Consider the following 12993-nt stretch of genomic DNA (forward strand, 5'->3'; position numbering starts at 1 on the left):
GGAGCGGAGCGTACTTTTGTACGTGGGCACCGGAAGCGCAGGAAGCCGCCGTTTGCAGGCCGGCCTCACCTGAATATCGACGCGCCTCAAGCCGCCTGCGGTTCCGGATCGAAGGCCGGTCGGCTGGTGTTGATCAGGAGCGAAATACAGGCCGCCGCGATTGCCGTCATGCCGGCAATCAGGAACGCCAGTTCGTAATTGCCTTGCAGTTCACGCATAGTGCCGCCGAAGGCGGCGGCAGTGGCGGCACCCACCTGGTGGCCGGCGACGATCCAGCCGAACACGATCGGCCCGCTGCGGTCGCCGAAGGCTTCGTTGGCCAGCCGCAGCGTCGGCGGCACTGTGGCGATCCAGTCGAGGCCGTAGAGCACGGCGAAGATGATCAGGCTGGTCGCCGAAAACCCGGAATAGGGCAGGTAAATCAGCGACAGGCCACGGATGCCATAGTAGACGCCGAGCAGCTTGCGCGGGTCGAAACGGTCGGTGAGCCAGCCTGACAGCGTGGTGCCGATCAGGTCGAAAATGCCCATCATCGACAGCAGGCCGGCGGCCTGCACCTCGCCAATGCCCATGTCGCCGCAGAACGCGATCAGATGCGTGCCAACCAGCCCGTTGGTGGTGAAGCCGCAGACGAAGAAGGTGGCGAACAGGTACCAGAACACCCGCGTGCCGGCGGCGCGGCGCAACGTGTTGAGCGTATGCGCCAGGAAATTGCCTTGTGACGCGAGCGAAGTCGGCGGCACATCATCCGCCTCGGCGCCATAACGCACCATGCCGATCGAAGCCGGGCGCTCCGGCACCAGCAGCCAGACCAGGGGGATCAGCGCAGCAGTGGCGATCGCGACGGCGACGACAACGGGCTGCCAGCCGCCGGCTTGCGCCAGCGAGGCGATCAGCGGCAGGAAGACCAGCATGCCGGTGGCGCTGGAGGCCGACATCAGCCCCATCACAAGGCCGCGATTGGTCTTGAACCAGCGGTTGACGATGGTGGCGCCAAGGACGCTGGCGACAGCGCCGGATCCGATGCCGGAAAAAACGCCCCAGGTGATGAACAGATGCCATGGCTTGGTCATCAGCAGGCTGAGCGTGGTCGAAGCCGACATCACCACCAGCGACGCCAGCAGCGTGCGGCGCAGCCCGATGCGTTCCATGAGCGCCGCGGCGAACGGACCGGTCAGCCCATAGAGCAGGATGCCCACGCCCGCGGCCAGCGAAATGACGTCGCGCCGCCAGCCGAAACTGTTTTCCAGCGGCAGCATCATGACGGAAGGCGCCGAGCGCAGGCCGGCGGCGATCAGCAGGCAAAGGAAGATGACCCCAACCACGACGAAAGCGTAGCGCTGGCCAAATGGACGGGATTGAGCTATCATGTTACTGACCGGTACGTTGCAAGGTGGGAGTATGTATCGTACCGATCGGTAACATTGTCAATCGAGTCCCATGATGCCAAGCGACAAAAATATTGAACTGACCATCAGAGACGGTCATGCTTCCGCGCCACCCAAGGCCGCCAAGAAGATCCTAGACGTGGCCTATGACCTGTTCTACCGGCGAGGTATCAGGGCGATCGGCGTCGACGAAATCGTCAAGCGCGCCGGCGTCACCAAGCCCAGCCTCTATCGCAGCTTTCCCTCCAAGGACGAGCTGGCCGCCTCCTACCTCAGGCAATACGATCTTGAATACTGGGAGCGTTTCGATGAGGCCGTTGCCGCCTATCCCGGCGACCCGCGCGCGCAGATCAAGGCTTTCCTGACCCGCATCGGCAAGCAAACGCAAGTGGCGGACTATCGCGGCTGCGGCATGACGAATGCGGCGGTCGAATATCCCGACCACAGCCATCCGGCCCGCGTCGTCAGTGAGGCCAACAAGCAGGAATTGCGCCGCCGCCTGCGCGCCATGGCGGCTGCGATGGGCGCGCAAGACCCTGACACGCTGGGCGACGGGCTGCTGCTGCTGATCGAAGGCGCCTATATCAGCGGCCAGCTGTTCGGCCTTGGCGGACCGGCGCAGTCGGTTGCCCGCAACGCCGACCTGCTGATCGAAGCGAGCTTGAAGAAATAGCGATTGGCGATACGCTGGGACGACCTCCAACGGAGATCTCCGCGATGCGCAGCCTGTTGATCCCGCTTACCTTCGCCGGCCTCTGCCAGGCGACACAAGCCGGCGAGATATCCAGCGCCTACACCGACCTCGACTGGAAGAAGGACTGCGTGACCTATGCGCAGGCCGAGCAGGGCGACGGCGACTGGGCCGACCTCGCCTGCTCCGGTTATCGCGGCTATTCCGTGCTGATCGGATATGACGACGCCCGCGAATCGCTGTTCTACGGCTTTCCGCCCGGCGGCGACATGACGTCCGCCTGGGAAAGTTTTTCGGCCTTGAATTCGTCTGGGGCCAAGGTCGAGTGGCGCATCGAAACCAATGGCGACAAAGCCGTGCCATTCGCGGTCATCCACCGCCGCTCGATCAGCGATCCCGAGGACGAGACCAAGAAGACCGAGGTGCTGCTCGTCGCCAAGGTCGCCCAGATGGACGCCCGTGACGGCTGCACCGTCGGCCTGGTGCTGGCCACCGGCAACCTCACCGCCAACGACCAGGCGCGCAAGATCGCCGACGAGAAGGCGAAAGGCTTCGCCTGTGGCAAGGACAAGCGCGTGGTGGTCGGCAACGTGCCGGCTTTCGGCCGGGTCGATAACTGAGGACATCACCGAAGCGCCATTTCGCGGCTGCTCCGCCCCGGCATGACGAAGTCGGGTACCTACTTGCTCGCCTTCGCCCGGTCGATCGCGTCCATGATCATCTTCTTGGCATATTTGGAATCGTGCCAGCCCTCGATCTTGACCCATTTGCCGGGCTCGAGATCCTTGTAGTGCTCGAAAAAGTGCTGCACCTGCTGGCGCGTGATGTCGGGCAGCTGCGTGTATTCGGTGACGTTCTCGTATCGCAGTGTCAGCTTCGGCGACGGCACCGCGATGATCTTCTCGTCCTGGCCGGCATTGTCTTCCATGATCAGCACGCCGATAGGCCGCACGTTGATGACGCAGCCCGGCACCAAAGCGCGCGTGTTGCAGACCAGCACGTCGATCGGGTCGCCGTCGCCTGACAGCGTGTGCGGCACGAAGCCGTAATTGCCAGGATAGCGCATCGAGGTGTGCAGGAAGCGGTCGACGAACAGCGTGCCGGCCTCCTTGTCCATCTCGTACTTGATCGGCTCGCCGCCGATCGGCACCTCGATGATGACGTTGACGTCGTCAGGCGGATTCTTTCCAGTGGCTATGGCTTCGATGCGCATGGCTTTTGTCCCTCTCTCGATTGGCAGGAGATAGCGGGCGGCGCAAAATGGTGCAATGCGGCGAATGGTGCTTAGATGCATCCGGAGAGACGCGATGGCGCTCCACGCGTTCAATCATCGGCACAAGATGTTTCAGCGCCGTGATTTTGCGTGAGTCGGGGGCTTCGCCTTCCGATTATTCCCCGGCGGTCACTCCCAGACGAAGGCGACCTTCTTGAGCGCCTTCTGCTCGAAAATCTCGACGCCTTCGGCGATGTCGCGGCCGCCGGCCCCGGCATAGAAGGCAAGCGCGTTCTGGTTGTCTTCCAGCGCCCACACCACCATGCCTTTCAGCCCGTGGTCGGCGAGACGTGCCTTGGCCGCCGAAAACAGCCGCCTGCCAAGCCCGATGCCCTGATACTCCGGGCGCAGGTACAATTCGTAGATCTCGCCCTGCTGCTTGAGTTCCTTGGCGCGGTTCTTGCCGATCGTCGCATAGCCGGCGATCTTGCCGCCGATTTCGACGACCAGCACGGTGGCCGCGCGGCGGATGGCATTCGCCCACCAGTCGGCGCCACGGCGGTTGATCATCGATGTCAGCGTACGGTGCGGAATGATGCCGGAATAGGCGCCCCGCCAGGCTTCCAGATGCACCTCGGCAATGGCGCCGGCATCGCGCGGGTCTGCCTTCCGAATGTCGATCGTCAGCGTATTCATGATTTGTTAACCATAAACCCGCATTGCCCGATTGCAAGAGTCCTGGCGGCCGATGGTGCGCTTTCGCACAGACGATCCATGACGCTGGTGACATCCAGCAAAGCCTGTCAGGAATTCGGCTGAGGAGCGTTTGCGGGCGAGCTTTCAGATCTCGACCAGATGGTCGTCCAGCTCGTTGGTATCGCCTAGCGTGACCGGGAAGTGCTCGGCCAGCACCGCCCCCACCTGCTCGATTGCCGTGACGAAGCCGTCGGCGAGCCGGTCGTCGCCGGCATGCGCGGTGAGATCGCGCACCACTCTGTCCCAGACATGCTGGCCGACCTTGGCGTCGACGCCTGAATCGGCGACCACCTCGGCATAGCGTTCGGCGATCGAGACGAAGATCAGCACGCCGGTGCGCGCTGTGGTGCGGTGGACGTTGCGAGCGAGGAACTGCTTGACCGCATTGGCATGCGCGGCCAGATAGCGCAGCCGACGCGGCACCATATGGATGCGCAGGCCGGGCAGCGTCCACAGCAGGGCAAGCACGCAGGCCAGCGCCAGCAACTCAGTGATGACGAAATGAGGCAGGCGGATGGCGAGCCACCAGGCCTCCAGCCCATAGGCGACCACCAGGCTGACGACCAGCATGCCGAGCGTCGCCATCAAGGCCGCAGGGGCGAAATAGCCATCGCTGGCATGCGCCACGACGCAATAGATTTCGCCGTCGGTCCTGGATTCCGCCGAGCGGATCGCAGCGGCGATCCGCTCATGATCCTGTGGGCTGATTGGTCGTGTTGCCATGATCTTGTCTCACCAGCTTCCTGAAGAACCGCCACCGCCGGACGAGCCGCCGCCACCCGAAAACCCGCCGCCGCCGCTGCTTGACCCCGAAGACCACCCGCCGCCAGAACTGCCCGAGGACCAGCCGCCGCCCGACCCCGTCGTCCAACCGCTGCTGCGCGTGGATGCGCCCGCTCCCTGGCCATAACGAAACGTCATGCCCAGCCATCTATACACGCCCGGCGACAGCTTCGTGCCGAACATCGGCGGCAGGAATGCCATTGCCAGGCCGCCGAAGAACATCGTCGCCCACAGGATCAGGAACACGGCGACGACCGGGTCCATGGGAGTGCTGCTGTCGGCGGGATTGCGCTTGCCGCGCGCCTCCAGCTCCTCCGGATTGCCTTCCAGCACCATGACCATGTCGTCAACGGCCTTCGAGATGCCGCCGGAGAAATCGCCAGCGCGGAAGGCCGGCACCATGTCTTTCTCGATGATCAGCTTGGTGTGCAGATCGGTCAGCGTGCCTTCCAGCCCATAGCCGACCTCGATGCGCATCTTGCGGTCGTTTGGCGCGACCAGAAGCAGAACGCCGTTGTTCTCCTTGGCCTGCCCCAGTTTCCAGAAGCGGAACAGCCGGTTGGCGTAAGGTTCGATCTCCTCGCCGTCGAGGCTGGGGATGGTGGCGACGACGATCTGGTCCGAGCCCTTGGTTTCGAAGTCCGCCAGCTTCTGCGTCAGCGCCGTCTTGGTCGCGGCATCGATGATGTCGGCATTGTCGACGACGCGGCCGCTCAGAACAGGCAGCTCGGCGGCGAAACCCGCGAAGCTGGACAGCAGTAGCGCCAACAGCATCAGGACAGCATGGATAGCCGGGATAAGGCGGCCGGACCTCAACAGGCTGATGCTGCGCATCGTCATGCCCTTACCAGCTTCCCGAGGAGCCGCCGCCACCGGACGAACCGCCGCCGCCCGAAAAACCGCCACCGCCGCCGCCCGAAGACCAGCCGCCGCCGGAACTTCCGGACGACCAGCCGCCCCCGGATGAGGACCGCCGGTGCGGCTCGAAGGTCATGCCGAGCCAGCGATAGCGTCCGGGCCCAAGCTTCTGGCCGAAGATCGGCGGCAGGACCGAAGCCGCGATGCCGCCGAAGAAAATGATCGCCCAGATGCTGATGAAAATGGCGAAGAACAGGTCGTCGGAATTGAACGGGGCCTGCTCGTTGCGCTTGCCGCGCGCCTCCAGCTCCTCCGGATTGCCCTCCAGCACCATGATCATGTCGTCGACGGCCTTCGAGATGCCGCCGGAGAAATCGCCGGCGCGGAAGGCCGGCACCATGTCGTTCTCGATGATCAGCTTGGTGTGCAGGTCGGTCAGCGTGCCTTCCAGCCCATAGCCGACCTCGATGCGCATCCTGCGGTCGTTGGGCGCGACCAGAAGCAGGACGCCGTTGTTTTCCTTGGCCTGGCCGAGCTTCCAGAAGCGGAACAGCCGGTTGGCGTAGGGTTCGATCTCCTCGCCGTCGAGGCTGGGGATGGTGGCGACGACGATCTGGTCCGAGCCCTTGGTTTCGAAGTCCGCCAGCGTCTGCGTCAGCGCCGCCTTGGTCGCGGCATCGATGATGCCGGCATTGTCGACCACGCGGCCCGTGAGCGCCGGCAGATCGGCAGCGAAGGCGGTTAGGGGCAAGAGGAGGAAAAGGCAGAATAACGCGCCAAGAAAAGCCAGGTTGGCGCTCTGTCGCGCCCCCCTCTGTCCGGCAGGACACCTCTCCCTCACGGGGGGAGATTGGATGTCATACAGGGTTTCGCCAATCGCCAGGGATTGAGAGTGGAAGCCGGCCGCAAAGCGGCCAATCTCCCCCCTTGCGGGGGGTGAGGAGTGGTCCGCGAAGCGGACGGAAAGCCAATTGCTTGGCTTTCCGAATGACGAACGCCCGGAGCGACAGCGAAGGGCCGGGTCCGGCAGGACAGAGGGGGGTGTTTGCACGCCAGCGATCCGTCTTTTCGCGGAATTTATTTCGATGACAGTCGCCGTTCACCCGCCCTGCTTCGTGCCGAAATCGACCTTCGGCGGCTGCATCTTGTCTTCCTCTACGGTGAAGTTGGCGAAGGGCTCGCTGCCGCGGAACCAGAAGGTCGCCCACAGCACCGACGGGAACGTCTTCAGCGTCAGATTGTAGTCCCTGACGGCCTGGATGTAGTCGCGCCGCGCCACCGCGATGCGGTTCTCCGTGCCTTCGAGCTGCGCCTGCAGCGCCAGGAAATTCTGGTTGGCCTTGAGGTCGGGATAGGCCTCCGATACCGCGATCAGCCGCGAAAGTGCGCTGGTCAGCCCTGCCTGGGCATCCTGGAACTTCTTGAGCACTTCCGGATCCTTCAGCGTTTCCGGCGTTACCGTGATCTGCGTCGCCTTGGCCCGCGCCTGGACAACAGCGTCGAGCGTGTCCTTTTCATGCGAGGCATAGCCTTTGACCGTCTCGACCAGATTGGGGATGAGGTCGGCGCGGCGCTGATACTGGTTCAACACCTCGCTCCATGCCGCCCTGGCGTTTTCTTCCGCCGTCGGGATCGTGTTGTAGCCGCAGCCGGCAAGCAGCGGCAGCACGATTGCCATCATCAGGAAGGTGGGCAGCGTGCGTAATGTCGATGGTCGAGCAAGGCGCTGGGCAAGCATGATGGGGTCCCTCGATAGAAGTTGCATCCGAAGCATTACCACAATCGGCCCGCAAGAAAACGGCCCCGACCTCTGCATCAGGCTCGGCATGGATCACCCCGCGCAAGGCCCTGTGATTGGCCGCGCGAACGCGATAAGGTTCCACCAAAACGGGACATCATCATGCCGGAAGGCCAGGACAGCGACAGGGAATCGCGCCGTATCCTCCAGCGCGTCGCGCAGGAGACCGATCCGGCCGGCAATTCTTTCGTGGCACGGACGGCAAAAGGCATGCACGACCACGTCTCCGCGGCCGATGCCGACCGCTCGGACCCGATCGAAGTCTGGGGTACGCGCGTTGGCAGGATACTCGGCCTGCTTCTGGCGCTGGGCTTGATGGTCTGGCTCGTGCTTTTCCTCACCCGGGGCAGCTAGGAATCAAAAACAATGAGCGCCGAAAGAACCGACGCGCCGCGCGCGGTCATCGTCATTTCCAGCCATGTCGCGCGTGGCTCGGTCGGCAACCGTGCCGCCGTGTTCGCGCTGGAGACACTGGGCTTTCCGGTCTGGGCGGTGCCGACAATCATCCTGCCATGGCATCCCGGCCATGGCCGCGCGACCCGCATCGTGCCGCCGCTCGACCAGTTCAAGGCGCTGATGGCCGATCTGGAGCGCGCGCCGTGGCTCGGTGAGGTCGGTGCCGTGCTGTCGGGCTATCTCGGCGAGGCCGGCCAGGCAGAGGCGGTCGCCTCTCTGGTCGCCGCTGTCAAGACGAGGACGCCCGGCGCCGTCTATATCTGCGATCCGGTGATGGGTGATTCCGGTGGTCTCTATGTGCCCGAGCCCACCGCCGCCGTCATGCGCGACCGGCTGATGCCGATCGCCGACATCGCCACTCCCAACCGCTATGAGCTGGAATGGATGGCCGGCGCGCCGCTGCCCGACCTGAAATCGGTGATCTCGGCGGCACTCCATGCCGGACCGTCGACCATGCTGGTCACCTCGGCACCGTCGATGATTTCAGGCGGCACCGGCAATCTGCTGCTCGACGGCACCCAGGCGCTGCTCGCTGAACACCGCCTGATCGACAAGCCGCCGAACGGCCTGGGCGACCTGACCGCGGCGGTCTACCTGGCGCGCATCCTGTCCGGCCAGCCGGCGATCAAGGCGCTGCAGTCGACCACGGCGGCGGTCTACGAAATCCTGGCGCGCACGGCAAAACGCGGCGGCGACGAGTTGCAGCTCGAGACCGATGCGCAGAGCCTGTCGCACCCGATGGCCATGGTCCAGCTGCGCCACCTCACGCATCCGGGGCGGGACCGCCGGGCGTGACCCCGGCCAAAGTTCTGCTCGTCGGCACCGATGGCTGTAAGGCCGGCTGGATCGCCGTGCTGCGCGAGCCCGGTTCGACACCTCGTAACCCCGACGCCGCGCCTTCGGTCGATGTCTTCCCCACCTTCGCCGCCTTGCTGGCGGCGATCCCCCACGACGCGATCGTCGCCGTCGACATGCCGATCGGCCTGCCCGAATTTTCCAGCAAAGGCGGGCGCGGACCGGAGGCGCAGGTGCGGCCGCTGCTCGGTGCGCGCCAGTCCAGCGTCTTTTCGATCCCGTCGCGCGCCGCGCTCTATGCCGACACCAGCGGCTTCACCACGACCGAAGCCTGGTACGCAGCACATCTCAGGGCAAGCGACGTGGCCAGGACGACATCGGACCCTCCGCGCGGCGTTTCCATCCAGGCCTTCGGCATCTTCTCGAAAATCCGCGAGATCGACGCGTTGCTGATCGCGCGGCCCGAGCTGCGCGGCCGTGTCTTCGAATCGCACCCGGAAGTCGCCTTCTGCCGCCTGAACGGCGATCGGGCCATGCTGTTGCCGAAGAAGATCAAGGGCAGCGTCAATCCAGCCGGCATGGCGGAACGCAAGGCGCTGCTTTGCCGGCACGGCTATGACATGGATTTCCTCGAGCAGCCGCCGCCACGTGGTGCGGCCGCCGATGATTTCCTCGACGCGGCGGCCATGATGCTGATCGCCGGCCGCATCGCCAGTGGCGAAGCAAAGCCGTTTCCCAATCCGCCGCTCGCTGACGGCTTTGGCATACCGGTCGCCATCTGGGCGTGACAAAGTCGGCGGGCGTCCCGCTTTGGCGCATGGCATTTATGGCCAGCTCCCGCAATTCTGCATTGCTCGCAGCGGGCTTTTGCCGTTAGAGCCTTTCCTCGACCGCAACGAGCTGCCGCCTCCAACCGGAAAGGCCTTAGCCGCCCATGCCTCATCTTCCCGACCACCTCCTCGCCGGCTACCGCAATTTCATGAACGGCCGCTACCTCACCGAGAGCGGCCGCTATCGCGAGCTCGCCCGCGAAGGCCAGGCGCCCGAGACCATGATCGTCGCCTGTTGCGATTCGCGCTCCGCGCCCGAGGCGATCTTCGACGCCGGCCCCGGCGAGCTTTTCGTGTTGCGCAATGTCGGCAATCTGGTGCCGCCTTACGAGCCGGACGGCGAGTTCCATTCGACCTCGGCGGCGCTCGAATTCGCCGTGCAGAGCCTCAAGGTCAAGAACATCGTCGTCATGGGCCACGGCCGCTGCGGCGGCATTCGCGCCGCGCTCGACCCCAATTCCGCGCCGCTGTCTCCTGGCGACTTCATCGGCAAATGGATGAGCCTGATCGCGCCGGCTGCCGAGACGGTGTCGGCCAGCACCTTCATGACGGCGACAGAGCGCCAGACGGCCCTCGAGCGCATCTCGGTCCGCTATTCCATCGCCAATCTCAGGACCTTTCCCTGCGTCTCGATCCTCGAGGGCAAGGGGCGGCTGTCGCTGCACGGAGCGTGGTTCGACATTTCGACCGGCGAGCTCTGGGTGATGAACAAGGAGACCGGCGATTTCGAGCGGCCGGTGCTGGAATGAACGGGGCCGCGCGACAGCTGACGGACGTCCGGCCGGTCGTCTTCACGGCAGCCGTATTGCTGTTGGCGATCATGGCCGCTCGCGCCGATGACCGCGCCATCATCAGCCGCTGGTATTCGGCGCTGCTGGTCGCCGATCGCACCGAACTGGCGGACCTGCTCGCCGACGACGTCCGCATCAAGCTCGACGACCTCGGCGTCGTCCAGAGCAAACAGGAATTCATCGCTTCGCTCGACGAATGGAAAGGTGCGGTTGCCGGTGCTGCTATCCGCCACCGCATCGAGAAGAGCGAAGGCGGGGTCACCACCGTGATCGCCTGCTACGATTTCCCCAACAATGACATGCTGATGCAGGAAACCTTCGCGGTGAGCGACAACCGCATCACCGCCAGCTCGCAAGCAGCGATCGCCGAAACCTGCGAGGGCTACTGAGGCGGAGCGGCCAACTGGTATATTGCGGGTCAGCAGGCAGCGTCCTACATCGGTGATACCCTCCTTCCTGACGCCAGCGAAAGACCCTCCATGCCCTCCACGAAAGTCGTCGATCTTGCCGCCCATCCGTTGACCGTGTGGCGAGGCCCGCTCGGTCTGCCCGATTTTGCCCATATTGGCGATGGTGATTTTTCCCCCGTCTTCGACGCCGCGCTGAAGGCGCATGAGGCGGAGATAGACGCGATCGCCACCAACAAGGAAGTGCCGACCATCGAGAACACGCTTGCCGCGCTGGAACTTGGCGGCGAGCCGCTCGATCATGTCTCGTCAATCTTCTGGTGCCGCGCCGGCGCTTATACCAACGAGACGATCCAGGCGCTGGAGCGCGACATTTCGCCGAAGATGTCGAGGCACTTCTCAGCGATCTCGATGAACGAGAAGCTGTTTGCCCGCATCGACGACCTCTACCAGCGCCGCGAAGCTCTGAAGCTCGATCCCGAGACGCTGCGCGTCCTGGAGAAGACCTGGAAAGGCTTCGTGCGTTCCGGCGCCAAACTCGACGCCGACGGCAAGATACGATTGGCCAAGATCAACGAGGAGCTGTCGTCGCTCGGCACGACTTTCGGTCAGAACGTGCTGGCCGACGAGCGCGACTGGGCGCTGTTCCTCGACGAGGCCGACCTCGCCGGCCTGCCGGATTTCGTGAAAAGTTCGATGGCCGAGGCCGCCGAGATGCGCGGCCGGAAGGGCCGATATGCCGTCACCCTGTCGCGCTCGATCTACGAGCCGTTCACGACCTTCTCGGAACGCCGCGACCTGCGCGAGATCGCCTATCGCGCCTTCACCATGCGCGGCCAGAATGGCGGCGCGTCCGACAACACGACCGTGGTGCGCGACATGCTGAAGCTGCGCGCCGAAAAGGCGAAGCTGCTCGGCTACGCCTCCTTCGCCGCGCTCAAGCTCGACGACACCATGGCCAAGACGCCGACGGCGGTGCATGCGCTGCTCGACCCGGTCTGGGAAAAGGCGCTGGAAAAAGCCGCCGCCGACCAGAAGGAGCTGGAGCGGCTGGCGGCCGAGGCCGGCAGCAACGAAAAATTCGCTGCCTGGGACTGGCGTTTCTACCAGGAGAAGCTGCGCGCGGAAAAGTTCGCTTTCGACGAGGCCGAACTGAAACCCTTTCTGCAGCTCGACCGCATCATCGATGCCTGTTTCGACGTCGCGACGCGGTTGTTCGGCATCACCTTCCAGGAGAAGAAGGGCATCGCCGCCTGGCATCCGGACGCGCGTGTCTTCGCCGTGAAGAACGCCGACGGCAGCGAGCGCGGCCTGTTCCTGGCCGACTATTTCGCGCGGCCTTCAAAACGTTCCGGCGCCTGGATGAGCGCGCTGAAGTCCGGCTACAAGCTCGGGCATGGCTCGCAGCCGGTGATCTACAACATCATGAACTTCGCCAAGCCGCCGGCGGGCGAACCGGCCCTGCTGTCGGTCGACGAGGCGAAGACCTTGTTCCACGAGTTTGGCCATGCGCTGCACGGCATGCTGACCGACGTTACCTGGCCGTCGGTGTCCGGCACCTCGGTCAGCCGCGACTTCGTTGAATTGCCCTCGCAGCTCTACGAGCACTGGCTGACGGTGCCGGCGGTGCTGGAAAAGCACGCGCTGCATGTCAAGACCGGCAAGCCGATGCCGCAGGCGCTGCTCGACAAGATGCTGGCCACGCGCACTTTCGGCGCCGGCTTCGCCACCGTCGAGTTCACCGCTTCTGCCTTGATCGACAATGCCTACCATGCACTGCCCGATGCACCGGAAGAGCCGCTTCGTTTCGAAGCCGAAACATTGGAAAAGCTCGACATGCCCGACACGATCGCGATGCGCCATCGCACCCCGCATTTCGGCCATGTCTTTGCGGGCGAAGGCTATTCGGCCGGCTATTATTCCTACATGTGGTCCGAGGTGCTCGACGCCGATGCCTTCGCCGCCTTCGAGGAAACAGGCGATCCCTTCAACCCGGCGCTGGCCGAGCGGCTGAGGAAGAACATCTACGCCGCCGGCGGCTCGAAGGACCCTGAGGAGCTTTACACGGCGTTTCGCGGCAAGATGCCTTCGCCGGAAGCAATGATGGTCAAGCGCGGATTGGTGTAGCGCCCTTTTCCTTCTCCCCTTGTGGGCCTGTTGCGCAATTCTGGCATTGTGATTCACTTCGATTATTGCTCGGAGGGATTTGCGATGGCGGTGAAGCGGA

General features: G+C 64.2%; 15 protein-coding genes. 8 read left to right on the forward strand and 7 right to left on the reverse strand.

Annotated elements, in window-relative coordinates; all coding sequences use genetic code 11:
• Nucleotides 1-86 precede the first annotated feature (86 nt).
• The gene (locus FJ941_RS06140) at nucleotides 87-1370 is read right to left on the reverse strand and encodes an MFS transporter (protein WP_181169723.1); all 1284 of its coding nucleotides are present in this window, start codon (nucleotides 1368-1370) and stop codon (nucleotides 87-89) included.
• 73 nt (nucleotides 1371-1443) lie between these two features.
• On the opposite strand from FJ941_RS06140, the gene FJ941_RS06145 reads away from it, so the two are divergent.
• Together FJ941_RS06145 and FJ941_RS06150 are read left to right on the forward strand one after the other, a co-directional pair.
• Complete coding sequence (locus FJ941_RS06145; RefSeq protein WP_140503928.1) at nucleotides 1444-2061, forward strand: TetR/AcrR family transcriptional regulator; 618 nt, start codon at nucleotides 1444-1446, stop codon at nucleotides 2059-2061.
• Between the two features lie 44 nt (nucleotides 2062-2105).
• Nucleotides 2106-2699 carry a hypothetical protein gene (locus tag FJ941_RS06150; RefSeq protein WP_140503930.1) on the forward strand — a complete coding sequence of 198 codons (594 nt, stop codon included), beginning with the start codon at nucleotides 2106-2108 and terminating at the stop codon, nucleotides 2697-2699.
• A 59-nt stretch (nucleotides 2700-2758) separates the two neighbouring features.
• On the opposite strand, the gene ppa is transcribed toward FJ941_RS06150, so the two are convergent.
• The 6 genes from ppa to FJ941_RS06180 form a co-directional block, all read right to left on the reverse strand.
• Nucleotides 2759-3292: an inorganic diphosphatase gene (ppa, locus tag FJ941_RS06155; RefSeq protein WP_140503932.1), complete on the reverse strand. Its 534-nt coding sequence runs from the start codon at nucleotides 3290-3292 to the stop codon at nucleotides 2759-2761.
• A 189-nt stretch (nucleotides 3293-3481) separates the two neighbouring features.
• The gene (locus FJ941_RS06160; RefSeq protein ID WP_140503934.1) at nucleotides 3482-3988 is read right to left on the reverse strand and encodes a GNAT family N-acetyltransferase; all 507 of its coding nucleotides are present in this window, start codon (nucleotides 3986-3988) and stop codon (nucleotides 3482-3484) included.
• A gap of 144 nt (nucleotides 3989-4132) precedes the next feature.
• Nucleotides 4133-4771, reverse strand: a complete 639-nt coding sequence (locus FJ941_RS06165) for a TPM domain-containing protein (RefSeq protein ID WP_140503936.1) — start codon at nucleotides 4769-4771, stop codon at nucleotides 4133-4135.
• Between the two features lie 9 nt (nucleotides 4772-4780).
• Entirely contained in the window at nucleotides 4781-5665 is an 885-nt protein-coding gene (locus FJ941_RS06170; RefSeq protein WP_181169726.1) for a YgcG family protein, read from the reverse strand.
• Nucleotides 5666-5675: 10 nt separating this feature from the next.
• The gene (locus FJ941_RS06175; protein WP_246673703.1) at nucleotides 5676-6479 is read right to left on the reverse strand and encodes a YgcG family protein; all 804 of its coding nucleotides are present in this window, start codon (nucleotides 6477-6479) and stop codon (nucleotides 5676-5678) included.
• Nucleotides 6480-6788: 309 nt separating this feature from the next.
• On the reverse strand, nucleotides 6789-7427 hold the full coding sequence (locus tag FJ941_RS06180) for a LemA family protein (protein WP_140503942.1): 639 nt from the start codon (nucleotides 7425-7427) through the stop codon (nucleotides 6789-6791).
• 162 nt (nucleotides 7428-7589) lie between these two features.
• Between FJ941_RS06180 and FJ941_RS06185 the strand changes: the two genes are divergently transcribed.
• The 6 genes from FJ941_RS06185 to FJ941_RS06210 all read left to right on the forward strand — a co-directional run bounded on the left by FJ941_RS06185 (nucleotide 7590) and on the right by FJ941_RS06210 (nucleotide 12893).
• Nucleotides 7590-7841: a hypothetical protein gene (locus FJ941_RS06185; RefSeq protein ID WP_140503944.1), complete on the forward strand. Its 252-nt coding sequence runs from the start codon at nucleotides 7590-7592 to the stop codon at nucleotides 7839-7841.
• A 12-nt stretch (nucleotides 7842-7853) separates the two neighbouring features.
• Complete coding sequence (gene pdxY, locus FJ941_RS06190) at nucleotides 7854-8738, forward strand: pyridoxal kinase PdxY (RefSeq protein ID WP_140503946.1); 885 nt, start codon at nucleotides 7854-7856, stop codon at nucleotides 8736-8738.
• Nucleotides 8735-9526, forward strand: a complete 792-nt coding sequence (locus tag FJ941_RS06195; protein WP_140503948.1) for a DUF429 domain-containing protein — start codon at nucleotides 8735-8737, stop codon at nucleotides 9524-9526. Before pdxY ends, FJ941_RS06195 begins: the two co-directional genes overlap by 4 nt.
• Before the next feature lie 146 nt (nucleotides 9527-9672).
• Nucleotides 9673-10317 carry a carbonic anhydrase gene (locus tag FJ941_RS06200; protein WP_027144539.1) on the forward strand — a complete coding sequence of 215 codons (645 nt, stop codon included), beginning with the start codon at nucleotides 9673-9675 and terminating at the stop codon, nucleotides 10315-10317.
• Nucleotides 10314-10748, forward strand: a complete 435-nt coding sequence (locus FJ941_RS06205; protein ID WP_027144540.1) for a nuclear transport factor 2 family protein — start codon at nucleotides 10314-10316, stop codon at nucleotides 10746-10748. Before FJ941_RS06200 ends, FJ941_RS06205 begins: the two co-directional genes overlap by 4 nt.
• Before the next feature lie 90 nt (nucleotides 10749-10838).
• Entirely contained in the window at nucleotides 10839-12893 is a 2055-nt protein-coding gene (locus tag FJ941_RS06210) for a M3 family metallopeptidase (RefSeq protein ID WP_140503949.1), read from the forward strand.
• Nucleotides 12894-12993 lie beyond the last annotated feature (100 nt).

Source organism: Mesorhizobium sp. B2-3-13 (assembly GCF_006442195.1).
Lineage (GTDB): Bacteria > Pseudomonadota > Alphaproteobacteria > Rhizobiales > Rhizobiaceae > Mesorhizobium > Mesorhizobium salmacidum.